The organism is Micromonospora sp. LOL_025 (genome assembly GCF_048060285.1).
In the GTDB taxonomy this organism is placed as follows: Bacteria; Actinomycetota; Actinomycetes; order Mycobacteriales; family Micromonosporaceae; genus Micromonospora.
Genome location: NZ_JBHMIR010000006.1, coordinates 282960 through 309231, shown reverse-complemented (window position 1 = coordinate 309231; position 26272 = coordinate 282960). Strand labels below are relative to the sequence as shown.

30 protein-coding genes and 2 pseudogenes are annotated in these 26272 nt (G+C 71.2%); 23 read left to right on the top strand and 9 right to left on the bottom strand.

Annotated features, from left to right (window positions below; translation table 11 throughout):
• Nucleotides 1-852: 852 nt before the first annotated feature.
• Together ACFHW0_RS11655 and ACFHW0_RS11650 are read left to right on the top strand one after the other, a co-directional pair.
• On the top strand, nt 853-1299 hold the full coding sequence (locus ACFHW0_RS11655; protein WP_416607303.1) for a hypothetical protein: 447 nt from the start codon (nt 853-855) through the stop codon (nt 1297-1299).
• Nucleotides 1296-2396, top strand: coding sequence for an L-dopachrome tautomerase-related protein (locus tag ACFHW0_RS11650; RefSeq protein WP_416607302.1), 1101 nt, complete (start codon nt 1296-1298; stop codon nt 2394-2396). The genes ACFHW0_RS11655 and ACFHW0_RS11650 overlap by 4 nt, the downstream gene beginning before the upstream one ends.
• Nucleotides 2397-2417: 21 nt before the next feature.
• Here ACFHW0_RS11650 and ACFHW0_RS11645 read toward each other — a convergent pair whose 3' ends face one another.
• From ACFHW0_RS11645 to ACFHW0_RS11635, 3 genes are read right to left on the bottom strand one after another with little or no spacing between them, the layout of a single operon-like run.
• Complete coding sequence (locus tag ACFHW0_RS11645; protein ID WP_416607301.1) at nt 2418-2876, bottom strand: hypothetical protein; 459 nt, start codon at nt 2874-2876, stop codon at nt 2418-2420.
• A gap of 3 nt (nt 2877-2879) precedes the next feature.
• Nucleotides 2880-3368 carry a molybdopterin dinucleotide binding domain-containing protein gene (locus ACFHW0_RS11640; protein WP_416607299.1) on the bottom strand — a complete coding sequence of 163 codons (489 nt, stop codon included), beginning with the start codon at nt 3366-3368 and terminating at the stop codon, nt 2880-2882.
• A 36-nt stretch (nt 3369-3404) separates the two neighbouring features.
• Nucleotides 3405-4670, bottom strand: coding sequence for a molybdopterin-dependent oxidoreductase (locus tag ACFHW0_RS11635; RefSeq protein ID WP_416607315.1), 1266 nt, complete (start codon nt 4668-4670; stop codon nt 3405-3407).
• Between the two features lie 487 nt (nt 4671-5157).
• On the opposite strand from ACFHW0_RS11635, the gene ACFHW0_RS11630 reads away from it, so the two are divergent.
• Together ACFHW0_RS11630 and ACFHW0_RS11625 are read left to right on the top strand one after the other, a co-directional pair.
• Complete coding sequence (locus ACFHW0_RS11630) at nt 5158-5790, top strand: IS110 family transposase (protein ID WP_416607298.1); 633 nt, start codon at nt 5158-5160, stop codon at nt 5788-5790.
• A gap of 3 nt (nt 5791-5793) precedes the next feature.
• On the top strand, nt 5794-6348 hold the full coding sequence (locus ACFHW0_RS11625) for a transposase (RefSeq protein WP_416607297.1): 555 nt from the start codon (nt 5794-5796) through the stop codon (nt 6346-6348).
• A 526-nt stretch (nt 6349-6874) separates the two neighbouring features.
• Here ACFHW0_RS11625 and ACFHW0_RS11620 read toward each other — a convergent pair.
• Nucleotides 6875-7597: a class I SAM-dependent methyltransferase gene (locus ACFHW0_RS11620; RefSeq protein WP_416607295.1), complete on the bottom strand. Its 723-nt coding sequence runs from the start codon at nt 7595-7597 to the stop codon at nt 6875-6877.
• 183 nt (nt 7598-7780) lie between these two features.
• Here ACFHW0_RS11620 and rpmF point away from each other — a divergent pair, with 183 nt between their 5' ends.
• The 6 genes and pseudogenes from rpmF to ACFHW0_RS11590 form a co-directional block, all read left to right on the top strand.
• Entirely contained in the window at nt 7781-7960 is a 180-nt protein-coding gene (gene rpmF, locus ACFHW0_RS11615) for a 50S ribosomal protein L32 (RefSeq protein WP_120728348.1), read from the top strand.
• A complete protein-coding gene (locus tag ACFHW0_RS11610; RefSeq protein ID WP_416607294.1) occupies nt 7957-9189 on the top strand; it encodes a GTP-binding protein in 1233 nt (410 codons plus the stop codon). The genes rpmF and ACFHW0_RS11610 overlap by 4 nt, the downstream gene beginning before the upstream one ends.
• Nucleotides 9190-9191: 2 nt before the next feature.
• The gene (locus ACFHW0_RS11605) at nt 9192-9905 is read left to right on the top strand and encodes a class I SAM-dependent methyltransferase (protein ID WP_416607293.1); all 714 of its coding nucleotides are present in this window, start codon (nt 9192-9194) and stop codon (nt 9903-9905) included.
• A 26-nt stretch (nt 9906-9931) separates the two neighbouring features.
• The gene (locus tag ACFHW0_RS11600) at nt 9932-10243 is read left to right on the top strand and encodes a hypothetical protein (RefSeq protein WP_416607292.1); all 312 of its coding nucleotides are present in this window, start codon (nt 9932-9934) and stop codon (nt 10241-10243) included.
• Nucleotides 10244-10365: 122 nt separating this feature from the next.
• Nucleotides 10366-11214, top strand: coding sequence for a class I SAM-dependent methyltransferase (locus ACFHW0_RS11595; protein ID WP_416607291.1), 849 nt, complete (start codon nt 10366-10368; stop codon nt 11212-11214).
• A 42-nt stretch (nt 11215-11256) separates the two neighbouring features.
• Nucleotides 11257-11422, top strand: a pseudogene (locus ACFHW0_RS11590) (Fur family transcriptional regulator); the annotation flags it as partial.
• A gap of 111 nt (nt 11423-11533) precedes the next feature.
• Here the strand turns inward: ACFHW0_RS11590 and ACFHW0_RS11585 are convergent.
• The 4 genes and pseudogenes from ACFHW0_RS11585 to ACFHW0_RS11570 form a co-directional block, all read right to left on the bottom strand.
• Nucleotides 11534-11845, bottom strand: coding sequence for a Fur family transcriptional regulator (locus ACFHW0_RS11585; protein ID WP_416607290.1), 312 nt, complete (start codon nt 11843-11845; stop codon nt 11534-11536).
• Nucleotide 11846: 1 nt separating this feature from the next.
• Nucleotides 11847-12716 (bottom strand): class I SAM-dependent methyltransferase, encoded by an 870-nt coding sequence (locus ACFHW0_RS11580; RefSeq protein ID WP_416607288.1) that lies wholly within the window; start codon nt 12714-12716, stop codon nt 11847-11849.
• Nucleotides 12713-12973 carry a type B 50S ribosomal protein L31 gene (locus tag ACFHW0_RS11575; protein WP_121396864.1) on the bottom strand — a complete coding sequence of 87 codons (261 nt, stop codon included), beginning with the start codon at nt 12971-12973 and terminating at the stop codon, nt 12713-12715. Before ACFHW0_RS11575 ends, ACFHW0_RS11580 begins: the two co-directional genes overlap by 4 nt.
• Nucleotides 12970-14270, bottom strand: a pseudogene (locus ACFHW0_RS11570) (CobW family GTP-binding protein). The gene ACFHW0_RS11575 and the pseudogene ACFHW0_RS11570 overlap by 4 nt, the downstream one beginning before the upstream one ends.
• Nucleotides 14271-14454: 184 nt before the next feature.
• Between ACFHW0_RS11570 and ACFHW0_RS11565 the strand changes: the two are divergent.
• From ACFHW0_RS11565 to ACFHW0_RS11505, 13 genes are all read left to right on the top strand, one after another.
• A complete protein-coding gene (locus ACFHW0_RS11565; RefSeq protein WP_416607287.1) occupies nt 14455-14607 on the top strand; it encodes a hypothetical protein in 153 nt (50 codons plus the stop codon).
• Nucleotides 14608-14659: 52 nt separating this feature from the next.
• Nucleotides 14660-14896 carry a 50S ribosomal protein L28 gene (gene rpmB / locus ACFHW0_RS11560; RefSeq protein WP_416607286.1) on the top strand — a complete coding sequence of 79 codons (237 nt, stop codon included), beginning with the start codon at nt 14660-14662 and terminating at the stop codon, nt 14894-14896.
• Nucleotides 14896-15063 carry a 50S ribosomal protein L33 gene (rpmG, locus tag ACFHW0_RS11555; protein ID WP_091439946.1) on the top strand — a complete coding sequence of 56 codons (168 nt, stop codon included), beginning with the start codon at nt 14896-14898 and terminating at the stop codon, nt 15061-15063. Before rpmB ends, rpmG begins: the two co-directional genes overlap by 1 nt.
• Complete coding sequence (gene rpsN / locus ACFHW0_RS11550) at nt 15063-15368, top strand: 30S ribosomal protein S14 (RefSeq protein ID WP_416607285.1); 306 nt, start codon at nt 15063-15065, stop codon at nt 15366-15368. Before rpmG ends, rpsN begins: the two co-directional genes overlap by 1 nt.
• Nucleotides 15369-15416: 48 nt before the next feature.
• Nucleotides 15417-16889, top strand: a complete 1473-nt coding sequence (locus ACFHW0_RS11545) for a choice-of-anchor M domain-containing protein (RefSeq protein ID WP_416607283.1) — start codon at nt 15417-15419, stop codon at nt 16887-16889.
• A 126-nt stretch (nt 16890-17015) separates the two neighbouring features.
• On the top strand, nt 17016-18194 hold the full coding sequence (locus tag ACFHW0_RS11540) for a WxL protein peptidoglycan domain-containing protein (RefSeq protein WP_416607282.1): 1179 nt from the start codon (nt 17016-17018) through the stop codon (nt 18192-18194).
• Between the two features lie 158 nt (nt 18195-18352).
• The gene (locus ACFHW0_RS11535) at nt 18353-19954 is read left to right on the top strand and encodes a TIGR03773 family transporter-associated surface protein (protein WP_416607280.1); all 1602 of its coding nucleotides are present in this window, start codon (nt 18353-18355) and stop codon (nt 19952-19954) included.
• The gene (locus ACFHW0_RS11530) at nt 19951-21543 is read left to right on the top strand and encodes an anchored repeat ABC transporter, substrate-binding protein (protein ID WP_416607279.1); all 1593 of its coding nucleotides are present in this window, start codon (nt 19951-19953) and stop codon (nt 21541-21543) included. Before ACFHW0_RS11535 ends, ACFHW0_RS11530 begins: the two co-directional genes overlap by 4 nt.
• A complete protein-coding gene (locus ACFHW0_RS11525) occupies nt 21543-22535 on the top strand; it encodes a choice-of-anchor M domain-containing protein (protein WP_416607278.1) in 993 nt (330 codons plus the stop codon). The genes ACFHW0_RS11530 and ACFHW0_RS11525 overlap by 1 nt, the downstream gene beginning before the upstream one ends.
• Before the next feature lie 26 nt (nt 22536-22561).
• On the top strand, nt 22562-23275 hold the full coding sequence (locus ACFHW0_RS11520) for an anchored repeat-type ABC transporter ATP-binding subunit (RefSeq protein WP_370040263.1): 714 nt from the start codon (nt 22562-22564) through the stop codon (nt 23273-23275).
• The gene (locus ACFHW0_RS11515; RefSeq protein WP_416607276.1) at nt 23275-24213 is read left to right on the top strand and encodes an anchored repeat-type ABC transporter permease subunit; all 939 of its coding nucleotides are present in this window, start codon (nt 23275-23277) and stop codon (nt 24211-24213) included. The genes ACFHW0_RS11520 and ACFHW0_RS11515 overlap by 1 nt, the downstream gene beginning before the upstream one ends.
• Before the next feature lie 230 nt (nt 24214-24443).
• Nucleotides 24444-25073 carry a choice-of-anchor M domain-containing protein gene (locus ACFHW0_RS11510; protein WP_416607314.1) on the top strand — a complete coding sequence of 210 codons (630 nt, stop codon included), beginning with the start codon at nt 24444-24446 and terminating at the stop codon, nt 25071-25073.
• The gene (locus ACFHW0_RS11505) at nt 25070-25723 is read left to right on the top strand and encodes a choice-of-anchor M domain-containing protein (RefSeq protein ID WP_416607275.1); all 654 of its coding nucleotides are present in this window, start codon (nt 25070-25072) and stop codon (nt 25721-25723) included. The genes ACFHW0_RS11510 and ACFHW0_RS11505 overlap by 4 nt, the downstream gene beginning before the upstream one ends.
• 310 nt (nt 25724-26033) lie before the next feature.
• Here ACFHW0_RS11505 and ACFHW0_RS11500 read toward each other — a convergent pair whose 3' ends face one another.
• Nucleotides 26034-26195: a hypothetical protein gene (locus tag ACFHW0_RS11500; RefSeq protein ID WP_416607274.1), complete on the bottom strand. Its 162-nt coding sequence runs from the start codon at nt 26193-26195 to the stop codon at nt 26034-26036.
• Nucleotides 26196-26272 lie beyond the last annotated feature (77 nt).

Here is a 26272-nt window from a genome sequence, read left to right as displayed (position 1 = left end):
CACCGGCCAACCCGTGACCAGGTCCCTGATCGCCTACGACCACTGACCCGACTTCGGACTTACTCGTCTAGTCGGAACCAGGAGGGCGTCCCCGCCATGGACCACCGCCGCCGGTAGACACAGGCTCGGCCGGAGCGGCGGGGCCGGCGATCCCCTACCGACGGCGTCTCCCTCGCCGGCCGGCAGATCGGAACGTTGAGGTTGAGCACCGTACCGGGCTGCGCGTCCAGCAGCCACGGCAGCAGACGGCTCGCCAGGTCGGCGGTCGACCAGTGCCGAAACTGTTCGTCGACCGTCTCCAACACGGCCTTCGCGGCGCCGCCGCTGCCCTCGCGGCGCCGCCGCTGCGGACAGCATGTTCAGCGACATCGCCAAAGCGCGGGCCGCCGTTGTTCGCCGCGGTCGGCGCCGCGCCCACCGTCCCGGGTGGAGGATCGCTTGACGGCGTTCGCGCTCTGGTTGACGCCGGAGAGCACCACGTCCGGTGGTGGACCGGACACCCCAAGCGCGGCGACCGCGTAGGCGGGGCACCTCGGGGAGCCCGGCGAGTTCGGCGGCGGTTACCCGTCCGCACGGCACTCACCTCAGTACGCCATGCCTCGGGTGACGTTGCCTGTGCGGGGCCGGTGGCCTCGGGTCGACAGCGGGTCGAACCCGATGCTTAAAGCGCACCACCGGAACGTCAACCGGCTCAGGACAGAGTGCTCAGCCGCGAAGAGTGCCTGGTCGAGATCCGCCGCCGCCGTCACTGCGGCCAACGTACCGTGGTGCGAACCGGGACGGTGCGCACGGCTTGTGATGACTGCGGGCGGACGCGGGTGTCATCGTCGCCCCATCGGGTAGCAGACGTGGATGACGCCGACCAGTAGAGCCTTGATCGCCGGCGCGGCCGGTGCGTCCGCGTTGAACGCCGTCACCTACCTGGACATGGCGGTGCGGGCCCGGCCGGCCAGCAGCGCCGGGGAGGACAGCGTCGGCCAGTTGGCCGACCTGGCCCATGTCGACCTTGGCAACCAGCAGACCGCTGAGACCCGCAAGTCCGGACTCGGACCGCTGCTCGGCTACGCGACCTCCGTGACCGCCGCCGCAATCTTCACCGCGGCCGGTGGCCGGCGGCTATCGACTCCGGTGTCGGCGCTGGCGTTGACCGGGCTGGCGATGCTCGCCTCCAACGCTCCCATGACCGCGCTGAAGGTCACCGACCCGCGGTCGTGGTCGGCTGCCGACTGGGTGACCGACCTCGTCCCGCACCTGGCCTACGGCGCGGTCACCGCCGTCGCCCTGAAGGCCCTGCGGTGACCGGCCCGGTGGGCGACGAGCCGGTCGGCGAGCTGGAGGTGGTGCACACCTTCACCGGGCCGATGCCCACCGGCGTGAGCGTCTCCCACACCGGCCGGATCTTCGTGAACTTCCCGAAGTGGGGCGACGAGGTGCCCGCCACCGTGGTCGAGCTGCGCGACGGCGCCGAGGTGGCGTTTCCCGACCAGGCGTGGAACAGCCCGTCGGGCGACGACGACGCCCAGGCATTCGTGTCGGTGCAGAGCATCGTGGTCGACCCGGCCGACCGGCTGTGGGTGCTCGACACCGGCAGCCCGATGTTCCAGCCCACGAAGCCGGGCGGACCGAAACTCGTCCGCGTCGACCTGGACACCGACAGCGTCGCCCAGGTGATCACCTTCCCGACCGACGTGGCGCTGTCCAGCACCTACCTCAACGACGTCCGCTTCGACCTGCGCCGCGGCGAGGCCGGCATCGCCTACATCACCGACTCCTCCGACTCCGGCCCGAACGGCATCATCGTGGTGGACCTGGCCACCGGGGAGTCGTGGCGGCGGTTGCACGAGCACCCGTCGACGAAGGCGGAGCCGCTGGAGACGTTCCGGCCGGTGGTCGAGGGCCGCCCGTTCCTGGAGCGGCCCGCCGACGGCGACCCGAAGCCGGTGGCCATGGGCTGCGACGGCGTCGCCATCGCCGCCGACGGCTCCCGCCTCTACTACTGCCCGCTGGCGTCGCGCCGCTGGTACAGCGTCGCCACCGACGCCCTGGTCGACCGCACGATCGGCGATGACGAGGTCGCCGCGACGGTACGCGACGAGGGCGACAAGGGCGGCGGCTCCGACGGGCTGGAGACCGACGACACCGGCCGGCTCTACCTCACCTCCTACGAGCACGACGCGGTGCTGCGCCGCCGCACCGACGGCGAGTACGAGACGCTGGTCCACGACCCGCGGCTGCTGTGGCCCGACACCATGTCCGTGGCCACCGACGGCCACCTCTACGTCACCGCCAACCAACTGCACCGCCAGGCGACGTACCAGCGCGGGCAGGACCTGCGGCGCAAGCCGTACGTCCTGTTCCGGACCCGCATCGACGCGGGCCCTGTCCTGCTGCGGTGACGGACCTCGTTGCGGCGGCGGTCAGTCGGCGACGACGAGCGCCTGGGGGGCGGCGGCCTTCATGCGGGTCCGCAGCCACTTGAGCTGGATCGACGTCTCCCCCTCGCAGCGCCGCACGACTGCGAGCAGGTCCTCGTCGCGGGCGCCGTAGGCGGCCTGACCGACGACGGTCCAGGCGATGTCGCACTCGGCCGCCATCAGGTAGAGGTCGTGCAGGTCACGGAGGAGACCGAGGCCACCGCTGCGGGTGCCGGTGAACAGCTGCGAGTGCAGCCGGTCCGGCTCGGTCGGGGCGTCCTCGGAGTAGCGGGCCGCGAACGGCTGCAGCTGCTCGGCGTGCGCCTCGCAGCGTTTCGCCTGCTGCTGGCAGAGGTGCTCGATGTCGGGTTCCTCGGCGTGCGCGTCAGCGACCTGCCGGAACGCGTCGCCGAGGTTGACCTGCGCGCGGTGCAGGAGACCGAGGTAGTGGGCGAGGTGCACGGTTCACTCCTTCCCGCTGGTGGCGTGGGCGGCCGGTCCGCCGACGGTGGGGGGCACGTCGGCGTCCGGGGGTGGCTCGCTGCCGCCGACCTTTGGGGCTGGCGAGAGTACGCCGCCGCTGTCGGCGAGTTTGGCGACGCTGACCGCGGCGACCTTGAAGATCGGTTGCTTGGAGACGGGGTCCCAGGCGGTGACGGTCAGCTCGTTCGCCGCCCGGGGAGTGCGGTCGGCCGGATCCTGGTCGAACCAGCCGTAGTGGAACGGCACGAAGACGACGCCCGGGCGGATGCCGCAGAGGCGGGCGCGGGCCTGGATGCCGCCACGTGCGGAGGAGATGCCGACGAGGTCGCCCTCGCCGATGCCGAGGCGTTCGGCGTCGCTCGGGTTGAGCTCGACCCAGACGTCGGGTGCGGCGTCGTTCAGCTGTGGGGCGCGGCCGGTCTTGGTGCGGGTGTGGAACTGGTAGACGGTACGGCCGGTGGTGAGCACCATCGGGCGCTCGTCGTCGGGCACCTCGGGCGAGGGCTGTTAGTCGACGGTGTGCAGGAACGCCCGCCCGTTCGGCTCCTTCGCCCGGTACTCGGATTCGGAGAACTCCGCCCCCGTGACCAGGTCGTGGCCGTACGTCTCGCAGTAGTCCGGGTCGGTGTTGAATATCCCGTCGGTGTAGAGACGCTCGGTGCCGTCGGGATGCTCCTCGGTGCAGGGCCACTGGATACCGGAGCCGCCGCGCAGCTTCTCGTACGTGATGCCGGTGTAGTCGCACGGCCGGCCCCGGGAGCACTCCTTCCAGGCCTCGAACACCTCCTCCGGCCCGGTCCAGCGGATCAGCGGCTGGCCGTCGCGGTCGCGGAAGTCCATCCGGCGGGCGTAGTCGAGGAAGATGTCCAGGTCCGGCTTCGCCTCGCCGGGCGGGTCGACGGCCTTGTCGGAGATGTGCACCGTCCGGTCGACACTGGTGAACGTGCCGGTCTTCTCCCCCCAGGTCGCGCCGGGCAGCACCACGTCGGCCAGCTCGGCGGTCTCGGTCAGGAACAGGTCCTGCACCACCACGAACAGGTCCGGCTTCGCCAGGATCCGCCGGATGCGCGACAGATCCGGCAGGGACACCGCCGGATTGGTGGCGGTGATCCAGAGCAGCTTGATCGAGCCCTGCTCGGCGTACCGGAAGATCTGCATGGCGTGCGTCGGCGGCGCCCAGTGCGGGATGGTGTCCACATCGACGTTCCACAGCCGGGCCAGCTCCGCGATGTGCCGCTCGTTGTCCCAGTTACGCAGGCCGGGCAGGTCGCCGTCGGCGCCGGTCTCCCGGGTGTTCTGCGCAGTCGGCTGCCCGTTCATCTGGTAGATCCCGGCACCGGGGCGACCGATCATGCCGCGCAGCAGGTGCAGGTTGTTGACCGCGCAGGCCGCAGCGGTGGCCTGGTTGGACTGGTAGAAGCCCTGCAGCACGGTCGACAGCAGCCGCTGCGACGTGCCGAGCAGCTCGGTGGCGCGCTCCACGTCGGCCGCCGGCACGTCGCAGATGTCGGCGACCCGGCGGGGTGGGTAGCCGTCGACGATCCGGCAGAGCTGCTCGAAACCGAGGGTGTGCGCGTCGACGTAGTCGGAGTCGTACCAGCCGCGCCGGATGCTCTCGCGGAGCAGGCCGTTCATCAGGGCCACGTTGGTGCCGTTGCGCAGCGCCAGGTGCACGTCGGCCTCCCGAGCGACCGGGGTGGCACGGGGGTCGACCGCCAGCATCGCCGGCGGGTTCGGGCCGCGCCGGCGGTCCAGCATCCGCATCCACAGCACCGTCTGGGTCTCGGCGCCAGCGTTCAGCCGCAACAGACCGTCGAGCGAGACTCAGCTCCTCTCGAACCGGTCACGTGGTTCTCGCACATCGTGTCCGAGATGCCCACCGGCGACGGCGGCAGGCTCGGGGTTGCCGTGCCCGCGGGGCCGGGAGTGGGGATGGCTGTGTGTGTTCCGCCGTGGCTGTGGCTGAGCTTCGAGGTGCCACCCGCTCCAGCCCTTGCGGGCGGGCTGGGTTGAACGGGCGCGGCCCCGGTGGTCGTAGACCCTGATGCCCAGGAGGCGGCGGGTATGGCTGCGTGTGTTTCGCCATGATGGTTTGGCTGACGGTAGGAGATGCCACCCGCCGCTTCGTCGTCTGCGAGATTCGGTAGACCGCTGATGGAGATCCGCGACCTGCGTTCGCCTCGTGAGAAGGTGCCGGCAAACCCGAACCCACAGACGACGGGCCGACCGAGAAGACCCGACCAAGTGAAGGAGCACGAGGGTGGCGAAGCTGTGGATCGGCGTGGACATCGGCAAGACCCACCACCATGTCGCCGCCGTCGACAGTGACGGTCGACTGGTCTACTCCCGCCGGGTCGCCAACGACGAGGCCGCCCTGCTCACCGTCATGGCCGAGGTGTCGACGTATGGCCGTCCGGTCTGCTGGGCGGTGGATGTCACCACCGGCCTGTCCGCGCTGCTGCTGACCCTGCTCTGGCGGCGTCAGGTCCAGGTCCGCTACGTCTCCGGCACCGTCCCGTTCCACATGGCCGCCGCGTTCGCCGGAGAGAACAAGACCGACGCCCGCGACGCGGTGGTCATCGCCCAGACCATCCGCATGCGCCCCGACATCCCGATCCTGGAACCCTCCGACCGGCTCCTCGCCGAACTCACCGTCCTGACCAGCTACCGCGCCGACCTTGTCGGGCAGCGCGTCGTCGCTCTGTTCCGGCTGCAGGAACTACTCACCGGCATCAGCCCCGCCCTCGAACGGGCCGTGGACCTGAACCGGAAGGCACCGATGATGGTCCTCGCCTGCTGGCAGACCCCAGATGCGATCCGGCACGCCGGCGTCGACCGGATCACCGCCCTGCTCCGACGCGGCCACGTCAAGAACGCCGTCCAGGTCGCTTAGGCGATGGTCGCCGCCGCACGGCAGCAGACCGTCACGCTGCCCGGGCAACGGGCCGCCGCCGTGGTCGTCGGGCAGATGGCGACCGAGATCCTCGCCCTCGAACAACGCATCGCCGCCGTCGACGACCTCATCGCCGACCAACTCGACCAGCACCCGCTGGCGCCGATCATCGGGAGCCTGCCCGGCATGGGTCCCCTGCTGACTGCGGAACTGCTCGTCCACACCGCCGGCATGACCGAGTACGACAGCCCGGCGAAACTCGCCGCCCACGCCGGCCTGGCACCCGTTTCCCGCGACTCCGGAACGGTCTCCGGGAACCATCGGCAGCCCCGCCGATACCACCGCAGGCTGCGGCACATTCTGTGGATGGCCGCTTTCACCGCCGCCAGGGAATGCCCAACCTCGCGTGCCTATTACGAGAGGAAACGCGCCGAAGGAAAGAACCACCGCCAGGCCATTCTCGCTCTCGCCCGACGACGCGTCGATGTCCTCTGGGCACTCATTCGCGACCGCAAGACCTTCAGCCGACCTGCACCCACGGCCCGCGCCGCAGCCTGAACCAGACCGCTCTCCGCCGACGCGACCAAGTCCCGCCGGCCGATCCGCCCTGCCCGCCAAGATCAGCCGGAGTCACATGGAGACTCCTAACCCGACGCTCCGCCGGTGTCCGCAGGCCGATGACCTGCGGCTTTCCGTCGTCTGCCGACGTGCGTCGGTCGCTGCGGGGTGCTGCTGTGATCGCCTGCTGAAGATCAGAAGACCAGGTCGTTCGGTCATCGTCGGGCTCTCAGCTGCTAGTCGAGCTGCCCCGCGCGTACGCCGTCGATAGCGAATGGACCGCGCGGAACGATGATCGTTTTCACTCATCTCGTGCAAGGTCGCTCACGTGATCACTTTCACGGGCGGGTCGGGGTGACGTGCCGACCGGCCGGGGCTTTGGCTCACCCTGGCCGGCCAGCCTGGTCCGCCGGGCGCGGTGGCGGTTCCGCCAGGAGAGCAATGCCACCACCGGCAGCAGCTCACCGACGCCGCCGTAGTGCATGAGCTGGACCGCGGTACGCATCGCGTCCGCCGGTTCGACGTCTCAGGGCCGGCGTACGGCCCGGACGACGTCCAGTGGCCCGACCTCGGCGGTCAGGCCGGCCTCGGTCAGCTCAGCGATCAGGCCCCGGGCCGGGGTGACGTGCCAGCGGTATGCGGCACGGTCCTCGCGCAGTGGGGTGCCGTCGGCGTCGAGGACCCGGTAGCGCATCCGCCAGGTGACCGTGTCCGGGCCGGACGGTTCGGCGGAGCCTCCGCCCTCGTAGGTGTGGCGGCCGACCGGGACCGCGCCGAAGACCGAGAACGGGACCGGTTTCGGCTCCGCCGGGGGTTGCAGGTTGAGCACCAGTGGCGCGCCGGGAGCGAGGCGGTCGGCCACCCGGCGTAGGAACGTGCGCCGTCCGTCGGGATCGAGGTGGCCGATCATGTTCATCGCCAGGACGGCGCCGAGGGGGGCGGGAAGGACGGCGCCGAGGGCGTCGGCGGCGACGACGGTGACCCGCTGCCGCAGGTCGGGCCGGGCGGTCATGCGGGACAGCAGCACCGCCCGCAGCACCGGTGACGGTTCCACCGCGACCACGTCGGCCTCTGGGGCGGCCGCGGCGAGCACCTCGGTGCCGAGGCCGGTGCCGGCGCCCACGTCCAGCAGGGTCCCGTCGCCGACCGCGCCGTGCAGCGCCTCGGTAACCGGTGCGCGCAGGCCCTCCCAGGCCGGTTCGCTGAGCAGATGCAAGTACTCCCCGGAGATCGCATACTCGTCGCCCACCCCGCCACCATAGTGGAAACCGTTCCCATTACCGAGACGCGCAGGGTGCCGCCCTCCGGGCAGCTCCGCAGGCGCTGGCCCGGTTGGTCGCTTGGCGCCGGACTGGCAACTGGCGCCCGCCGAGCAGAAAACGAAAACCAATGCCGTTAAGCTGTGCCCCGACCCCTCGACGAAGGAGATCTCGTGGCCGTACCGAAGCGGAAGATGTCGCGGTCGAACACCCGGCACCGGCGGGCGCAGTGGAAGGCGAGCGTGCCGCAGCTGACGCCTTGTCCGTGTCCGCGCAAGGAGATGGTGGTGCCGCACCGGGCCTGCACCCACTGCGGCCTGTACAAGGGGCGTCAGGTGGTGGACCAGCCGTGACCGGTCGCCTGCCGGTGACGGTGCTGTCCGGGTTCCTCGGGGCGGGGAAGACGAGCCTGCTCAACCATGTGTTGGCCAACCGGGACGGGTTGCGGGTAGCGGTAATCGTCAACGACATGAGTGAGGTGAACATCGACGCCGCGTTGGTCCGCGACGGCGGGGCGTTGTCGCGCACGGAGGAGCGATTGGTCGAGCTGACCAACGGCTGCATCTGCTGCACGCTGCGCGACGATCTGCTCGACGAGGTGGTCCGGTTGGCCCGGCAGGGCCGCTTCGACTACCTGCTGATCGAGTCCAGCGGCATCTCCGAGCCGATGCCGGTCGCCGCGACGTTCGCCTTCGGCGTGGAGGACGGGCAGGTCCTCGACGACCTGGCCCGCCTGGACACCACCGTCACGGTGGTCGACGCGGCGGGTCTGCGCGGCTTGATCGAGGCGGGCGAGAGCCTTCAGGCGCGCGGGCTGGCGGCGTACGAGGGTGACGACCGGGGCCTCGCGGACCTGCTGGTGGACCAGATCGAGTTCGCCGACGTGCTGGTGGTCAACAAGACCGACCTGATCGGCGCGGACGACCTGGCGGTGGTCGAGGCGCTGCTGACCCGGCTGAACCCGGCCGCCCGGCAGATCCGGGCCATACACGGCCGGGTGGACCCGGTGGAGATCCTGGACACCGGTCGGTTCGACCTGGAGCGGGCGGAGACCGCGCCCGGCTGGGTCGCCGAGCTCAACGGTGGGCACGTGCTGGAGACCGAGGAGTACGGCATCTCCAGCATCGTGTTCCGCGACCACCGGCCGTTCCACCCGCAGCGGCTGTGGGACCTGCTCACCGCCGGCTTGGACGCCTTCGGGGTCGTCCGCTCGAAGGGTTTCCTGTGGCTTGCCAGCCGCCCCGACGTCCAGGCGCTGTGGTCGCAGGCCGGCCCGTCCGGTCGCTGCGACCCGGTCGCCGTCCCGGTGGCGGTCTCCGGCGAGTGGCCGGATGATCCCGACGAGCGAGCCGAGTTGGAGTCGCGCTGGCATCCGGTCTTCGGTGACCGGCAGCAGGAACTCGTCCTCATCGGCGTCGGCCTCGACGGCGACGGTCTGCGGGTGGCCCTGACGGCCTGCCTGCTCACCGACGCGGAGATCGCCGCCGGAAAGGACGCCTGGCGGGCGCTGCCGGACCCGTTCCCCGAGTGGGACCTGGGCGACCTGCACGAGCACGACCACGCCGACCCGGTCCCGGTATGACGATGGCGACCACCCCAGGAGTCGAGGGCGTGGCCCGTTGGCGGCGCGACTGGGAGACCATGATGCGCCACTATCAGCCCGGCCGCGACGGGCTCCTCGCCGCTGGTCTCACCGCCGCCGAACAGGCTCACGGGCGCGCCCCCGAACGGGTACTCGACGTCGGCGGCGGGCCGGGCACCACCGCCGAAGCGGTCCTGCGGCGCTGGCCCGACGCGCATGTCACCGTTCTGGACATCGATCCGGTCCTGCTGGCCCTGACCAACACCGCCCTGCCGCAAGCGCGGACGGTCCGGGCCGACATCGGCGCACCCGACTGGTGCTCGGCAGCCGGAGGCCCGTACGACCTGGTGCTGGCCCTGATGACCCTGCACTACCTGCCCGAGGACCGGGTCCGCGACTGGTACGCCGAGGCCCGACATCTGCTCGCCCCGCAGGGACTTCTCCTGGTCGGCGACGCCATGCCCGACGCGCCCGTTCCCGCGAAGCCGCGGAGCGGTGGTATCGACCCGTGGACCGCGTGGTGGGCTGCCCTGTTCGCGCAGCCGTCGATGGCACCGCTGCTGACCGAGCGAGCAGCTGCGCTCAGCGGCCTGGACTCGGCGGAATTCGTCGCTTCGACCGACTGGCATGGCGAGGCGGCCCGGCGTGCCGGGTTCACCGATGCGACGGTCCCGTACCAGTACGCCGGCCATGCCCTGATGGCGTTCCGCCGATGAGCCCGCCTTCACCACGTGCCGCCCGCGTGACCGTCGCCTACTGCGACGGCCACCGCTGCCGCGCGCTACGCCACCGCACCAGCCCGAAAACGCCCTACGAGCCGGCGGGCCTCGCCGAGATTCTCGGGCGGGCGGTCCGGGCCAGCCACGGCGTTGTCCTGGTCCGGACGGAGTGCCTCGGCGCCTGTCACCGCGCACCCGCCCTGCTCCTGCTCGCCGCTGCCGATCCGGCAGGCCGGCGCGGAATGCTGATCGGTCCTGTCGAGGAACGCCAGCACATCGATGCGGTCGTCGACCTCATCCGGAAGGCGGACACTCCGGGGCATGACAAAACGTGATCATTGTGTTCAGTAGCCGGCGTCTCAGCCGGGAGCGCCACCCGGCATGACCCCCGCACTGGCGATGGCAGTGCCGACAGGCGGAAAGCCGGGCGAGAGACGGAGACGGAGAGGCAGTGACAATGAGCAGCGGTGGGCGGTCGAACGGGACCGTCGAGGTGTTCGAACAGGCCGCGACGAGTTACGACCGGACCGGGGTGTCCTTCTTCGGGCCTTTCGGCGCCGAACTGGTTCGTCGTGCCGGCATCCGGCCGGGAGAGCGGGTCCTGGATGTCGGCTGCGGCCGGGGAGCGGTCCTGTTCCCGGCGGCGCAGGCGACCGGGTCGACCGGTCATGTCACCGGCATCGACCTGGCGCCGGCCATGGTGGCACTCATCGCCGAGGACGTCACCCGCGCCGGGCTGACCCACGTCGACGTGCGCGTGGGCGATGCCCAGCAGCCGGATTTCCCGGAAGGTAGCTTCGACGCGGTCCTGGCCGGGCTGGTCGTCTTCCTGCTGCCTGACCCCGGGCAGGCCCTTCGGGCGTACGCGCGGCTGCTCCGACCGGCGGGCCGGCTGGCGGTCAGCACCTTCGCCGCCCAGGACCCGGCGTTCGTCGCCGCCATGGATGCCCTCGCCGGTCACCTGCCGGCCGACCGGCCTCGACCGGCGCCGGCGGCCGACTCGTTCGCCGACGACGTGGCGATCACCGCGACCATGGCGGCGGCCGGCCTCACCGTCACCACGATCAGCGAGCACCGGGTGGAGAGCCGCTTCCGCGACGTGGACCACTGGATGGAGTGGATGTGGTCGCACGGCGGACGCGCCCTGCTACGGCACATCCCGACCGACCGACTGGAGGCCGCGACCACCGACGCCGCTCGCGCGCTCGAACCCGCCCGCCGACCCGGCGGCCTGACCTTGATCACTGCTGTCCGGATCACCGTCGCGACGCCGAACCCCAACGCCGAGCCGCAAGAGCCGTCGTAGCGAGCAGTACGGCGAGCGCACTCCACCCGGGGTGACGGTTTCCAGAACAAACATCACCCATCTGGTCTGCCGTGAGTGCGGACGCACGGTGGAGGTGGCCGGGCCCGCCGTGGAGCAGTGGGCCAACCAGGTGGCCGCCCAGCACGGCTTCACCGATGTCGGTCACACCCTGGAGATCTTCGGCGTCTGCGCGAAGTGCTCCCGCTGATCGCTTCACCTGTCGGCGCAGGTCGCACAGATGCCTCTAAGGTCGAGTCGGTCGGGGTGCGGAGTGAAGCCGGTCTGCTGATGCAGATCGGTGAGCCAGTTCGTCACGATCTCAGGTGGACACTCGGTCACCGTTTCGCAGCGGGTGCAGATGAGGTGCTGGTGCGGTGCCGCAGTGACGGTAGGCGCGCTGGCCGTCGAGGTCGAAGGTGTGCAGGAGGCCGGCGTCGGCGAGGCTGTGCAGCGCCCGGTAGACGGTGGTCAGGCCGATGTGCCGCACGGTGCTGGTGAGCTCGACGTGCACCTCCTGAGCGGTGAGCGGGCGGGATCTTCCGACTAGCAGCGCCAGGACGGCACGGCGCTGCGCGGTGGGCGTCAGACCGACGACCCGCAGCTGCGCGTCCGGAACGAGAGGGCCGGTCATCTCAGGGGCGTAAGCCGAGGTGCACGCTACGGGCGGAGAGCCGGAACAGATCGTCGCGGTGACCGAGCCATGCCTCGTCGGCCGGGTCGAGGAGGCGGTCCCAGGCGTCGAGGTCGGCGGCGGTGAGCAGGCCGGTGGGCCGCAGCCGGCCGACCCGTCCGGCGAGGGTTTTCACGACGGTCCGTCGGGTGGTGTCGGGCAGCGGCGCGGGCTGCTCGGCGAGAGTGGTGCGGGTGGTGACCGGTGACAGGCCGGCTTGGCGTAGCGCTTCGGTCCACCCGTAGGGCATCCGCCGGCTGTCGGGAAGTTCCGCCCGCATCCGGGCGAACCAGCGGTCCTGGGCGGCGTGCAGCCGGACCTCCAGACCGGGTTCGCCCAGGCCGACGTCCCAGGGCAGGTGGTGCTCCGGCAGACCACCCTCGGCGAGGGCCAGCCTTCCACCGGGGGCGAGCAGGCCGGCGAGGGCGGTGACCGCCGCCTGCTGGTCCCCGACGTGGTGTACCGAGGCGGATGCCCAGACGAGGTCGGCGGGAGCGCCGAGCGTCTCCCGCAGGGCAGCCGTCTCGGCGGGGATGTCGGCGTGCAGTGGCTCGATGCGTACCCGTGGGTCCGACCATTCGGCGTGGAGGTGGTCGCGGGCGGTGTCGAGGACGGCCGGGTGGGCGTCCACTGCGACCACCCGGCCGCAGGCCATCATCTGGGCGATGGCCAGGGACATCCCGGCGGCGCCGCAACCGATGTCGCCCGCGAGCCGGTCGCCGGGGGCGACCAGCTCGCGGGCGACCGTCAGGTACCAGGCCCGGTCGTGCCGTGCGGCGTCGACCAGGTGTGGCGCCAGCTCGGCCCAGTCGGCCTGTGTGTCGGTGCTCATCCGCCCTGGGGTGCGCGGCGGGCGTACTTCTGGCGGAACTTTTCGACGCGGCCGGCGGTGTCGAGCAGGCGCTGCTTGCCGGTCCAGAAGGGGTGGCTGGCCGAGGAGATCTGGACGTCGATGACGGGGTAGGTGTTGCCGTCGGTCCAGTCGATCGTCTGGTCGCTGGTGGCGGTGGAGCGGGTGAGGAAGGCGAAGTCGGCGTCCTTGTCGCGGTAGACGACGGGGCGGTACTCGGGGTGGATGCCGGGCTTCATGCGGGTCGTACTCCTTCGGTGTCGGTGTCGGTATCCGTCAGCTCCTCCACCCCGAGGGGAAGCAGCCGGCGAACGGGTCGGGGTAGGTGCGCCAGGTCTCCTCGCCGTCGGCGAGTTCGGCGTCGGTGAGCAGGCAGCCGGTGAGGGTGCGGTGCAGCGCGACGGGGTCGACGTCGAGGCCGATGAAGACCAGGTGCTGGTGCCGGTCGCCGTAATAGGGATCCCAGTCCACGGCGGCGGCGAGGCGGCGCTGGTCGTCGACGTGGTCCCAGCGGTCCTCGGGCAGGCTCACCAGCCAGTGCCCGAGGGATCCCATGGCCAGGCCGCCGCCGGCAAACTCCCAGGCCACCACGGTGTCGGGTTGGCTGGCCAGCCAGAAGTGGCCCCGGGAGCGGATGACCTCGGCGTTGACCTCTTCGAGGACGCCGTGCAGGCGCTGCGGGTGGAACGGGCGGCGGGCACGGAACACCGCGGAGACGACTCCGCAGTCGGGCTCCGGCTCGTGCGCGCCGAGGGTGTATCCCCGCAGACCGCGGGCGAGGACGCCGGGGGTCTCCGGCCGGTGCCGGTGCGTGTGGCGCAGCTGACGGGTCAGCATGCCGGCGTCGACGAAGTCGCCGTTGAGGCGGATGTGGGTCGCCCAGGGCGCCATCCGCTGCAGCAGGATCGCCAACCGGCCGGTGTCGAACTCTCCCTCCCGGGACTGTCCCCAGAGCACCAGCGTGTCGGCGTACTCGATCTGCCGCACCACGACGTCGGCGAGCACGCGGTGGTCGTCCTCGGCGGCCTGAATCCCCAGCGTGGTGAGGTCCTCGGTGCTGGCGAGGCCGTCGAGCAGGTGTTCGGCGTCGAGGACGGTGACGTAGGAGTCGATGCGGAGAAGGTCGGTGACCGGGGCGCCGTCGACGAGGTGGTGGGCGCAGGCGGCGACGACCGCCTCGGGTTCGACCACCTCGGGCAGCATCAGCACGAGGTCCTGGCCGGGGTGGTTGCGGGTGAGTCGGACGAGGGTGGGCAGCACGTCCTCGCGCAGGGTGCAGGAGACGCACCCGTGCTTCAACTCGACCTGCTCGTCCTCGACGATGCCGGCACCGGAGCGGACCACCCGCCGGACGACGCCGTCGCGGATGCCGGTGAGGTCGTGTCGCACCAGCAGCAGCGAGGTGTCGGCGGCGAGCAGCGCGCGGGCGACGGCGAAGGTCGCCGCCGGCCAGAACCCGGACAGCACGGTCAGCGACGGGCGGGTATCGGCGTCGGCGGTCACGGCGCGGGTCGGAGCCTGTGGTGACGACGACATCGTGTTCCTCTCGACGTACCTGAAAACGATTGTCATTCTAAGCAGATGGATGCTGCGGAAGCGAGCGGGGATGTGCGGACGCAGGTGGTCGAGGCGGTGACGTCCTCACCGTCACGGTTCACCTGAAGCTCGGCTCGGGTGGCGGCGAAGAGGGCGTCGGTAGCCCTGCGTCAGTCCATGCAGCGTGGACGTCCACATCCGGCAGCTGTCCGCCAAGGTCGGCACGGACGCGCCGGTGGTGACGACGCCGCCCGGTGTCGGCTACCACCTCGGCGCCGACTGTGCCGTCGAGATCGTCGAGGACCCCGGCGTGGATGTGGCCGAACGGCTGATGTAAGACTGAAAACCGTTTTCGTTACCGTTATGCCTCTGATCAAGGAGCGAGCACTGTGTCCCGATGCTGTGACGTCACCGGCGCGCAGCCGAGCTTCGGCAACGCCGTGTCCCACTCACACCGGCGCACCCGCCGCCGGTGGAACCCGAACCTGCAGAACCACCGCTACTGGCTGCCGTCGGAGCGACGCTGGGTCAACCTCACCCTGACCGCGAAGGCGCTCAAGACCGTGGACCGCAAGGGCATCGAGAAGGTCGTCGCCGAGCTGCGCGGCCGGGGAGTGAAGCTCTGATGGCCCGCCAGACCGACGTCCGTCCGATCGTGCGGCTGCGCAGCACCGCCGGCACCGGCTACACGTACGTGACCCGCAAGAACCGCCGCAACGACCCGGACCGGCTGGTCCTGCGCAAGTACGACCCGATCGTGCGCCGGCACGTCGAGTTCAAGGAGGCCCGCTGATGGCCAAGAAGAGCCTGGTCAACCGGCAGACCCGCCGCGAGGAACTGGTCGCCCGGCACGCCGAGGCGAGGGCGGAGCTGAAGCGGGTGGTCGCCCACCCGGACACCGATCCGGACGTACGCGCCGAGGCGGTCCGCCGGCTCAGCCGGCTGCCACGGGATTCGAGCCCGGTGCGACTGCGCTCACGCGACCAGATCGACGGCCGCCCGCGCGGCGTGCTGGCCCGGTTCGGACTGTCCCGGGTGCGGTTCCGCGAGCTGGCCCTACGCGGCGAGATGCCCGGGGTCCGCAAGGCGTCGTGGTGATCTCACCACAGGTACCACCGCGCGTAGGCACGGTGTGAAAGGGGAGGTATGAGAATGACACTGAGGCCTCGCGGCCTCGCGGCCCTGATGGCCGGGGCGGTGGTGGTCGCCGGCACGGTGCTGGCACCGCCCGCCGCGTCGGCGGCCGAGAAGGTGGTGCTCTCCAAGGGGCACACCGACGCGGTCGACGTGCACTACGAGGGTGGTGCGCTGTCGTTGAAGGTCAACGACGACACGGGCAGTTCCCCGGTGAAGCGGGATCCGGCGGACGTGACGTTCCAGGTTCTGCCGGAGGCGGCCATGACCGTTCCCGCCGATCCCCGGTTCGCCTTCCTCGGGCCCGCGGGCAGTCAGGTCTGGCTGCTGCCGCTGACCCAGAACCCGGACCTGCTCTGGCCGGGCTGGAACACCACAACCCTGAAGACGGGGGTGTTCGAGGGCAACAAGGTGCGGTTGAGCCTGGTCGGCGTGCAGGGGCCGGGCAACGTCACGCTGTACACGCAGGACTCGTTCGCCAATCCGGTCATCAAGTTCCGCTCCGACGACGGTCTGCCGGACGCGATCGATGTGCCGGTGCCCACGCACGCCCACTCGAACTGGGCGTTCAGCGCGCTGGGCAACTACACGCTGAAGTTCCAGGCCGACGCCACGTTGACCAACGGCACGACGGTCAGCACCGGGCCGGTCGACTACTCGTTCGTCGTCGGCGAGATGTCCGGCGGCGGGCCGGAGGTGAGTCTGTCGGTCAACGGTATGGCCGACGAGTACCAGCCCAACGACACCGTCACGCTCAACGCGGTGCAGACCCCGCAGACGGAGCTGGACCACTACCACTGGTTCAGCAGGTGCCCGGGCTCGGACGCCTGGACCATCATTGCGGGTGAGGCGGGTGCGAGCTACTCCTTCACCGCCACCCGTGAGCTCAACGCCTGCGAGTACGTGGCCAAGTTGTACGGTGACGGCCACAGTGTCGTCGCGAGCAGCGAACCGGTGACCCTGTGGGTGGCGTTCCCACCGCAGGAGCCGGGCACCTCGCAGACGATCACCGCGTCGATCGACGAGACGCAAGGTGCTCTGGTGATCAGCGTCAACCCGGACGACCGGGCCGTGGTGCTGCCGTCCGCACAGCTCAACGCCGGCGGCGACCGGTGGGAGAGCAACGGTGAACTCCGGCCGGTCACGGTGACCGACACCCGCGCCGGCCAGCCGGGTTGGAGCGCCTCCGGCCAGATCCCGGCCGACTTCACCGGCCCGGACGGTGCCACGTTCAGCGCCGGCTACCTCGGCTGGAGCCCTCGGGTGGTGGCCCAGGGTTCCGGGCAGGGCGTCGTTGCGGGCCCGGAGGTCGCACCGTACGTCGTCGGCAGCGGCGGTGGCCTCGGCAACAGCGCGGTGCTGGGTACGGCACCCAGCGGCAACGGACGTGGCACCGCGCAGCTGGGCGCGGGACTGCGGCTGAGCCTGCCCACCGAAACGGCTGCGGGAACCTACACCGCGACCCTCACCCTCACCGCGATCTGATCGCCTGACCCGTCCGGTGACCGGCGCCGAGCCAGCCGCTGGACGGTCGCGGGTGGGCGGGCCGTTGCCGCAGCCCGCCCACCCGCCTCACCTCCCGCACCCTGAGGAACGGAAACCGTCTCCGCCATGCGCTTGCTCGCCGCCGTCGCCACCGGCATCGCTCTACTCGGCGCCGCCCCGGCACCACCCGCACCGGCGCCTCCCAAACCGTCGGCGGCCCCCGTCGTGACCTGGGGGGTGGCACCGTCGACCGCGAAGGGCCCGAACGGCCGGCCGGCGTTCACCTACAAGCTCGACCCCGGTGCCAAGCTCACCGACCACGTCGCGGTCACCAACCACTCGGCGCGCCCGCTCACCCTGAACTTGTACGCCAGCGACGCGTTCACCACCGCTCAGGGCGGGTTCGACCTGCTGGCCGGTGACCGGCAGCCCACCGACGTCGGCGCCTGGGTCCGGATCCCTCGGCGGATCCTGACCATCCCGTCGACGTCCCGCCTGAACGTCCCGTTCACCCTCACCGTGCCGGCCAACGCCACACCGGGAGACCACGCCGGGGGAATCGTCGCCTCACTCGCCGCCACGTCGGCGGACGCTCAGGGCAACCAGGTCGCCGTCGACCACCGCGTCGGCGCCCGCATCTACCTGCGGGTCACCGGCGAGCTGCAACCCGCGCTGACCGTCGAGAACCTGCGGGTACGGCACACCGGCTCGCTCAACCCCCTGGCCGGTGGCACGCTCACCGCCACCTTCACCGTCCGGAACACCGGCAACGTCCGGCTCACAGGGCGGCCCGCGCTCGGCGTGACCGGCCCGTTCGGTCTCGGCCGGCGCTCGGTGGAGGCGGCGGCCCTGCCGGAGATCCTGCCCGGCGGCGAGCTGACCACCGCCGTACGCATGACGGGTGTGCCGCCGCTGTTCCGGCTGACCGGAAGCGCCTCCATCACGCCCGCCGCCGTCGGCGACCAGGTCCTCGATCCGCCGCCGCGGGGAGACACGGCGCAGGCCACCGTCTGGGCGGTGCCCTGGCCGCAGCTGGCCCTACTGGCCCTTCTCGCCCTCGCGGTCTGGGCGCTGGTCGCCGCCCGCCGACGGCGGGCCCGGCAGGTCGCGCGGGCGGTGGCCGCCGCCCGGGAGGAGGGTCGCAGCGAGGCCAGCCGGGAGGCCGATCGGAACTCGGACCGCAAGGATGCCGTGCTTCCCGCCACCGTCGGCCCGGGCTCCCGCGCCGCCGGTGGCGGCACGACGACGCCCGACCGTCCGACGCCTGACACCGATCGCTCCGAACCGGCCCACGACAACTCATGACCGCACATCGACCCCGGGGAAGGACAAGCAGTGACCCGGCGAAGCCGTACCTCAGGCCCCGCACCAGCCCTCCCGACCACGCCGCAGGGTGCCGCCACCAGTCAGGTTGTCACGACGCGGCACGACGACAAGCCCGCACGTCGCCGGGGGAGCGAGCAATGAGAATGAGAAGCATGCGTGCCGGCGCCGCCGGCCTTGCCGTGGCCGTGCTGACGCTGGCCGTGGGGGCCGCGCCGGCCGGCGCGGAACCGACCGCGGTCGACGTGACCGGCGCGGACCTCGTCTCGGTGGCGTTCGACGGTGATGCGCTGTCGCTGCGCCTCCGGGACGCCGCGCAGTTGGCGGGCGACGCCCCCGGCCACGACCCGGCCGAGGTGGTATTGGGCCCGAACGGTGGCCTGGCCGGTCGAGTGCCGGCCGGGAAGGCCTTCGCCTTCCTCGGAACGCCGGGCCAGCCGGTGTGGTCACTGTCCGCGGGCGACACCGGATTCCCGGCCCTGGACACCACCGGAGTACGCCCCGGGGTCGTCACCGACGACACAGTCGCCCTCACCCTGCGCTCGGTCGAGGGGCCCGGTCACCTCACGGCCTACACCCTGACCGGTATCGGCGCGGCGAGCCCGCTTTTCGGCAGTCGCCCCGGTGTGCCGCGGACGGCGCAGTTACCGGTGGGCACGCGTACCGGCGGTATGGTCTGGGCCTTCGACACGGCGGGCGACCACCGGTTCACCCTGACAGGCTCGGTCACCCTGCGCTCGGGTCGGAAGGTCAGCGCCGACGCCACGTACCGGGTGCATGTGCCGGTGATCAGCCCGGCCGGACAGGCGCCGCTGCCGGCGGTACCCCAGACGGCGGTGCGGCCCGACGGGCAGGCGGCGGCGCGGCCACTGGCCGCGCCCGCCGCGCCGGAGCCGGAAGCCGTGCCGGAGCCCGCTGCGGCGCCGTCCGTGAAGGCAGCGGCGCCCGCGACGGGCAGTCGCCAGGTGATCGCCGACGGGCACGTCGACATGGGGCCGCAACTGTCCGGGGACACCTGGAGGATCCGGATCAAGGACGACCGGACCAGCCCTCCGGTCTGGCGGGAGACCGCCGACGTGGTCCTGCACGTCAAGGACAACGCGAAGATCACGGTGCCGGCCGGTGCCGATTTCCTCGGCAAGCAGGGCGACGCCGTGTGGTTGCTGCCGCAGTCCCAGCAGGCGGGCATCGTCTGGCCCGGCTGGAACACCCAGCACGAGTCCGTCGTGTCCGGCGTGAGGGGCCCCGTCACGTGGACGCTGAAGGGCGTCACCGGGCCCGGCCGGTACGCCCTGTTCCTCACCGGCTCGTTCGGCAAGGCCGACGTGCTCTTCGACTCCGCCAAGCCGTTCCCGCAGCAGCTGAGCATCCCGCTCAACACCCACGCGCACGGCAACTGGGCGTTCACCAAGCCCGGCCTGTACCGCCTCGCGGTGCAGATGAGCGGCACCACCACCGCCGGCAAGGCGGTCACCGACACCAGGACGCTCGCCGTCGCCGTCGGTGACAGCACCAACCCGGACGGCGGCTCCGGCACCGGCTCGGGGTCCGGCTCCGGTTCCGAGGACAGTGCGGGCGGCGCGGATCAGGGCAGTGGCGGGCCGCTGCCGCGCACCGGGGCCGGCTGGGTGTTGACGGCTGCTTCGGCCGGCGTCGTCCTCGTGGTGCTCGGGTTCCTGCTGGTGGCGTCAGCCCGTCGCCGCCGCGCCGGACCCACGAGCGACGTTACGGCACCGGCGTGACGCGGGCGAGAGCCCACCGACCGAGCCCACGGCTGTGGGTGCTACCGCTGCTGCTGGTCGCCCTGCTGGCCAGCGGCTGCCGGTCGCAGGTGGCACTGACGGCCGACGACGACCGGGTCCAGGTCATCACGACCACCGGAATCCTGCGGGACCTGGTCAGCAACGTGGGCGGGGACCGGGTGGTCGTCAGCTCGCTGGTGCCCGACAGTGCAGACCCGCACAGCTACGAGCCGTCACTGCGGGATGTCCGCGACGTCGTGTACGCCGACGTCGCGTTCAGCAACTACCTCCTGCTGGAGGAGCAGGCCGTCATCAAGTCGCTGGACGCGAACCTTCGCGACGGCGTACCGAACATCTCGCTGGCCGAGGGGGCGGTGAAGTACGCCGCGGAGATCATCCCGCTGGTCGAGGACGTATCGCTGGACACCCTCTGGCTGGGCATGCGGGTGCGCGGCACAGGGGCGGCGCAGGGCGCGAACCGCTCCTCCGACGTACTGCTCAGCGCTACCGCCGCAGACGGGCCGGGTCGGGTACTGGCCTACCTGACCGAGTCGTTCGGCAACCCGGCGTTCTACGTCGACTCCAAGAACGGGTTCGACGCCGCCAACGGGTACCGGGACGACACCGCCACGCTGCCGCCCGACGCGCACACCCACATGAGCTGGGCGTTCACCAAGCCAGGTGTCTACCGGCTGACCATGCGGGCGCATCTGGCGGTCACCCCCGACACGGCTCCCGTCCCGCTGGGCGAGCAGGTGTTCACCTTCGCCGTCGGGGTGGATCCCCACTCGGTGCCGGGCATGCCGGGCGCGGCGGTCCTGAACTCCGGGCACGCCGACGTCACTGTCGACCTCGACGAGCGGCGGCTCTACCTGTTCGCCGACCCGGAAGGCAGCGGCGAGGCCAACCAGCGGGTGTACGACCCGGCCCGCACCGTGATCGAGGTCCCGAACAAGGCATTGCTCGAGGTACCCGGCGACCGGAGGTTCCGGTTCCTCGGCCGGCCCGGCACCCAGGTCTACCAGCTCCCCCAGGCGGTCCTCGGCAAACACGTACACGGCGAGATCGACCCGCACCTGTGGCAGAACGTCCGCAACGCGATCTCCTACACCGAACTGATCCGGGACACCCTGATCGGAGTCGACCCCGAGGGGGCGACGGCCTACCGGGCGAACGCTTCGGCCTACATCCGGGAACTCGAGCAACTCGACGCCTACGTCCGGGACACCGTCGCGCGCATTCCGCCGTCGCGACGCCACCTGGTCAGCACCCACGACGCGTTCGGCTACCTGGGCCAGGCGTACGGGATCCAGATCTCCGGCTTCGTCACCCCCAACCCCGCCACGGAGCCGAGCCTGGCCGACCGCCGCCGGCTCGTCGAGACGATCCGCAACCTGAGGATCCCCGCCGTGTTCCTGGAACCGAACCTGGCGGCCCGGTCCACCACGCTGACCGAGGTGGCCCGCGAAGAAGGACTACGGATCTGCCCGATCTACGGCGACACCTTCGACGGCGACGTCACCACCTACGCGCAGATGATGCGGTTCAACGCCGACTCACTGCACGACTGCTTGACCGGAGACAACTGATGGAGGAACCAGTGACGGCAGGACGGCTGCCAGGCCGCACCCGCACGACGACCGCCGTGCTGCGGTGCACGCTGGCCACGCTGATCGTGCTGGCCACGACGCAGACACCGGCGCGGGCCGAGCAGCCGACACCGGGCCTCGGCCAGTCGATCGCCGCCGACCAGCCGCTTGCCACCGGCCGGGCCGAACTCGCCACCGGCCACGTCGACGTCGGCCCCCGCTACGTCGACAACCGCTGGACGCTGCTGATCCACGACGGCACACAGGCGCGCCCGGTGTGGCGCGACCCCGACGAGGCCCTGCTCCGGGTCTCCGACGCCGCGCTGCAGACCGTTCCCGACGACCCGGCGTACGCCTTCCTCGGCGTCGACGCCGGTAAGCGGGTGTACGTGGTGCCACAGGTCCAGAACCCCGACGTCGTCTGGCTCGGCTGGAACACCCAGGACCCCCGGGTGATGCAGACCATCGACCGGGGCGTCACCCTGACCCTGCTCGGCGTACGCGGACCGGGAAGCCTCACGACCTATCTCCAGTCGGGCAACTTCGCCCCACCCCAGCCGCTGTGGCGCTCCACCGAGCCGAAGGCTCAGCCCTTCTGGGCCGAGGTCAACACCCACACCCACGCCAACTGGGTGTTCAGCGCACCGGGGGTCTACCTGGTCGCGGTCGGAGTGTCCGCAGACCTGATCAACGGCGAGACGGTGTCGGCGACCGGCACGCTGCGCTTCGCCGTGGGCGACGCCACCAGCGCCGACGAGGCGTACGCGGCCACCGCGGACACCCCCGCAGCAGCCGGGCAGGCAGCGGCCGACAAGGAGCGCACCACGGTCACCGAGTCAGCCGGGGGGTCCACGTCGCTGCCGCTCGCCGCGCTGGTGGGCGCAGCCGCCGTACTCGCCGTCGGCCTGATCCTTCTGCTTCTGCGCGGACGCCGAGCGAAGCAGCGGGCCGAGAAGGAACGCGCCGCAGCACTGCCGGAGGTCCAGCGGTGAGAGCACTCGACATCGAAGGGCTGGACGTGGACCTCGGCGGCCGGCCGGTCCTGCGAGACATCCGCCTGCACCTCGACCGGGGCGAGCTGGTCGGGCTGCTCGGACCCAACGGCGCCGGAAAGACCACCCTGCTGCGCGCCATCCTCGCGCTGACCCGCACCCGCGCCGGCCGGGTACTGGTGGAGGGCAAGCCGTCGCGTCCCGGCCGGTCGGAAATCGGCTACGTCCCCCAGCGCCACGAGTTCACCTGGGACTTCCCGATCTCCGTCGAGCAGGCCGTGCTGACCGGCCGTACCGGCCGCCTGGGCCTGCTCCGCCGCCCCGGCGTCGCCGACTGGCGGGCCGTCGGCGAGGCACTCGACCGCGTACAGCTGACCGGGCTGCGCCGCCGGCCGGTCGGTGAGCTGTCCGGTGGGCAACGCCAACGCGTCCTGGTAGCCCGGGCCCTCGCCCTCGCGCCGCGCATCCTGCTGCTCGACGAGCCGTTCACCGGACTCGACATGCCCACCCAGGAACTGCTGGGCGACCTGTTCACCAGCCTGGCGCGCGAGGACCGCGCGGTGCTGATGACCACCCACGACCTCGTCGCCGCCGTGGACTCCTGCACCCGACTGGTCCTGCTCAACGGGCGGGTCGTCGCCGACGGGCAACCGGCGGACCTGCAGGACCCCGAGCTGTGGACGACAACCTTCGGGGTGAGCGCGACCTCCCCCCTGCTGAAACTAGTCAGGGCGGCCTGATGTCGATCACGGACTTCCTCACCGACCTGCTCAACCCCGACCTCGCGTTCCTGCCCAAGGCGCTGGCGATCGCGGTGTTGTCCAGCATCGTCTGCGGCGTCGTCGGCTGCTACGTCGTACTTCGGGGGATGGCCTTCATCGGCGACGCCGTGGCACACGCGGTCTTCCCCGGCATCGCGGTGGCCTTCGTCCTGCAGGGCAGCCTGGTGCTCGGCGGCGCCGTCGCCGGTGTCGCCACCGCGCTGCTGATCGCGATCTTCTCGCAGAACCGGCGCGTCAAGGAGGACTCGCTGATCGGCGTCTTCCTGGTCGCCACGTTCGCCCTCGGCATCGTGATCATCTCGCAGGCCCCCGGGTACGCCGGATCGCTGCAACAGTTCCTGTTCGGCTCGATCACCGGCATCCCCGACCGGGACCTCTACGTCGTCGGTGGCGCCGGCCTGGTCATCCTCGGCCTGGTGCTCGCGCTGCACAAGGAATTCGTCGCGATCTGCCTCGACCGGGAGATGTCCCGATCGATGGGGCTGCCGGTCTTCTGGCTCGACATCGTGCTCTACGTCCTGGTCACCCTGGCTGTGGTGATCTCCCTGCAGACCATCGGCAACATCCTCGTCCTGGCCCTGTTGATCACCCCCGCCGCGGCGGCCCGCCTGCTCACCGACCGACTCGGTGTGATGATGCTGCTCGCCCCGCTGATCGGCGGCGCGTCGGCGATCGTCGGGCTGTACCTGTCCTGGAGCTACGACACGCCGGTCGGCGGGACCATCGTCCTGGTCGCCACCGCCGTCTTCCTCGTCGCCTGGCTGCTCGCCCCACGACACGGCGTACTCACCCGGCGGTGGGGGCGGCCAGTCGGACCGGAACTGGCCGGCGGCTCCGAACCCGCTCGCCCGCCCGGCCGCCCTCACCCGCAGGAACCGTCACCGGCGGCCGGATAGGGGGACCGGCTTGCCGGTCGTTCCGGCCTCGTCGGGGAGCTACCGGCCATCCGTGCCCGCACCCACCCGCTCTGAAACGGGGTGCGGGCACGGATCGGTGCCGTCAACGAGTCGGTTGTGGACGCCTATCCGATCGACTCTTTCCCGGACTATCCGAAACGACTATCATTTTCGACAATCGGTCCACTGGGGATCCGGGAGAGGAGTTCCACGTGCGTCCTTCCCTCCGCATGCTGCTCGCGACGGCAGCGGTCACCGCCGGGCTCGTCGCCTCCGCCGCGCCCGCGCAGGCCACGACCACCGTCGTGTTCAGCACCGGACACATCGACCTCGTCGACATCGCCTACGAAGCAGGCGCGCTAGAGATCGGCGTCCACGACGAGGACAACGACGTCGAGTACGCCGCTGGCGACGTCGCCATCATCGTCAAGCGCCAGGCCAAGATCACCGTGCCCAACGACCCCGCCTTCGGCTTCCTTGGCACCCCCGGGGTATCGAAGGTGTGGGTCCTGCCCGAGATCCAGAACACCGACCTCATCTGGCCCGGCATCGCCGCCGAGGAGATCGAGGCCGGCACTTTCGCGGGTGACCAGCTGACCCTGAACGTGCAGTCGGTCAGCGGCCCCGGCCAACTGGCCATCTACACCGAGAACGTCGTCGGCCAGCCGGTGGTTCTCGCCGACAGCGGCGACGGCCTGCCCGACGCGCTGACCCTCACGGCCGGCGACCACCTGCACGCCAACTGGGCCTTCGACGCCGCCGGCATCTACCGCGTCACCTTCCGCGCCACCGGCACCCTCGCCAACGGCCAGCAGGTGACCTCCGACCCCACCACCCTGCGCATCGCGGTAAGGGCGTGATGACCATGCGTACGCCCCGTCGTGTCCTCGCCGGCCTCGCCGTCACCGCCGCCCTGCTCGCGGGAACCGCCAGTCCCGCACAAGCGGCCTCGGTCACCCTCTCCAGCGGACATGTCGATGTCATCGATGTCGACTACGCCGCGGGTGCCCTCAGCGTCACCGTCATGGACTACACCGGCACCACCGACGTCGAACGTAACCCCGCCGACGTCCTCTTCCGTGTCCCCTCCACCGCCAAGACCACCGTGCCCACCGGCTCGGCCTGGTCCTTCCTCGGCACCGGCGGCCAGGCATGGATCCTGCCCCAGTCCAACACCACCGGCCTGCTCTGGCCCGGCTGGAACACCCTCGAAGTGCCCACCGGGATCTTCCAGAACAACCGCGTCACCTTCAAACTCACCAACGTCACCGGACCCGCCGGGTTCAGCGTCTACACCGTCTTAAGCGGCACGCCGACCGTGCTGTTCGACAGCGGCAACGGCCTGCCCGACAGCCTCAACGTCAACCGAAACGTCCACGCCCACGCCAACTGGGCCTTCGACGCCGCCGGCACCTACGCCGTCACCTTCGAGGTGACCGGCGTCCTCGCCTCCAACGGCAGCACCATCACCTCCGGCGCGAAGACCTTCACCTTCGAGGTGCTCGCCTGAACACCCACCGCTGACGACCGTCAGCACGAAGGCGATCCGCCGGGGTAGGGGGTATCTCCGAATGCGGATCAAGCCGGCGCGGCAGCCCCACCCACCGGGCGCCGCGCCGGCGGCCGTCCCGCCACCGTCAGCGACGAACGGCGCCGGAAGGACGACCACCGGACGCTGGCCGGCGACCAGGTGTGGGGCGAGATCGAACGCCAGGTTCCCCACGTGCACGCGGCACCGCCCGCCCGAGGCGCCGTCCCCCGTCGACCACGCCACGCACCACCGCCTCCCGGCGATCCCGAGCCGATGCGGCAGTGCCTGGTCAGGGCCAGCCCTGCTCGCGAAGGAGAACCCGGGCCAGCGCGGCGGACGCCAGGTAGCCGACCGGCGCGAGCAGGGCGATCCCGGCGTAATCGGTGGCCCCGGCCGGGGAGACCGTCTGCAGCAGGAGCAGGGCGCAGCCCGACCCGAGCGAGTACGCCACCGACCCCGCCGTGCCGCCGATCGCGTTCGCGGTGACCAGTCGGCGGGAAAAAGCGGATGGGGTAGCGCTGTGAGGAT

Coding starts and splice junctions, on each gene's coding strand:
- ACFHW0_RS11655 (WP_416607303.1), top strand. CDS start 853: ATGACGCCGACCAGTAGAGCCTTGATCGCCGGCGCGGCCGGTGCGTCC.
- ACFHW0_RS11640 (WP_416607299.1), bottom strand. CDS start 3,368: ATGGTGCTCACCACCGGCCGTACCGTCTACCAGTTCCACACCCGCACC.
- ACFHW0_RS11625 (WP_416607297.1), top strand. CDS start 5,794: ATGGTCGCCGCCGCACGGCAGCAGACCGTCACGCTGCCCGGGCAACGG.
- ACFHW0_RS11605 (WP_416607293.1), top strand. CDS start 9,192: ATGGCGACCACCCCAGGAGTCGAGGGCGTGGCCCGTTGGCGGCGCGAC.
- ACFHW0_RS11595 (WP_416607291.1), top strand. CDS start 10,366: ATGAGCAGCGGTGGGCGGTCGAACGGGACCGTCGAGGTGTTCGAACAG.
- ACFHW0_RS11585 (WP_416607290.1), bottom strand. CDS start 11,845: ATGACCGGCCCTCTCGTTCCGGACGCGCAGCTGCGGGTCGTCGGTCTG.
- ACFHW0_RS11580 (WP_416607288.1), bottom strand. CDS start 12,716: ATGAGCACCGACACACAGGCCGACTGGGCCGAGCTGGCGCCACACCTG.
- ACFHW0_RS11575 (WP_121396864.1), bottom strand. CDS start 12,973: ATGAAGCCCGGCATCCACCCCGAGTACCGCCCCGTCGTCTACCGCGAC.
- rpmG (WP_091439946.1), top strand. CDS start 14,896: ATGGCCCGCCAGACCGACGTCCGTCCGATCGTGCGGCTGCGCAGCACC.
- rpsN (WP_416607285.1), top strand. CDS start 15,063: ATGGCCAAGAAGAGCCTGGTCAACCGGCAGACCCGCCGCGAGGAACTG.
- ACFHW0_RS11545 (WP_416607283.1), top strand. CDS start 15,417: ATGAGAATGACACTGAGGCCTCGCGGCCTCGCGGCCCTGATGGCCGGG.
- ACFHW0_RS11540 (WP_416607282.1), top strand. CDS start 17,016: ATGCGCTTGCTCGCCGCCGTCGCCACCGGCATCGCTCTACTCGGCGCC.
- ACFHW0_RS11535 (WP_416607280.1), top strand. CDS start 18,353: ATGAGAATGAGAAGCATGCGTGCCGGCGCCGCCGGCCTTGCCGTGGCC.
- ACFHW0_RS11525 (WP_416607278.1), top strand. CDS start 21,543: ATGGAGGAACCAGTGACGGCAGGACGGCTGCCAGGCCGCACCCGCACG.
- ACFHW0_RS11515 (WP_416607276.1), top strand. CDS start 23,275: ATGTCGATCACGGACTTCCTCACCGACCTGCTCAACCCCGACCTCGCG.
- ACFHW0_RS11510 (WP_416607314.1), top strand. CDS start 24,444: ATGCTGCTCGCGACGGCAGCGGTCACCGCCGGGCTCGTCGCCTCCGCC.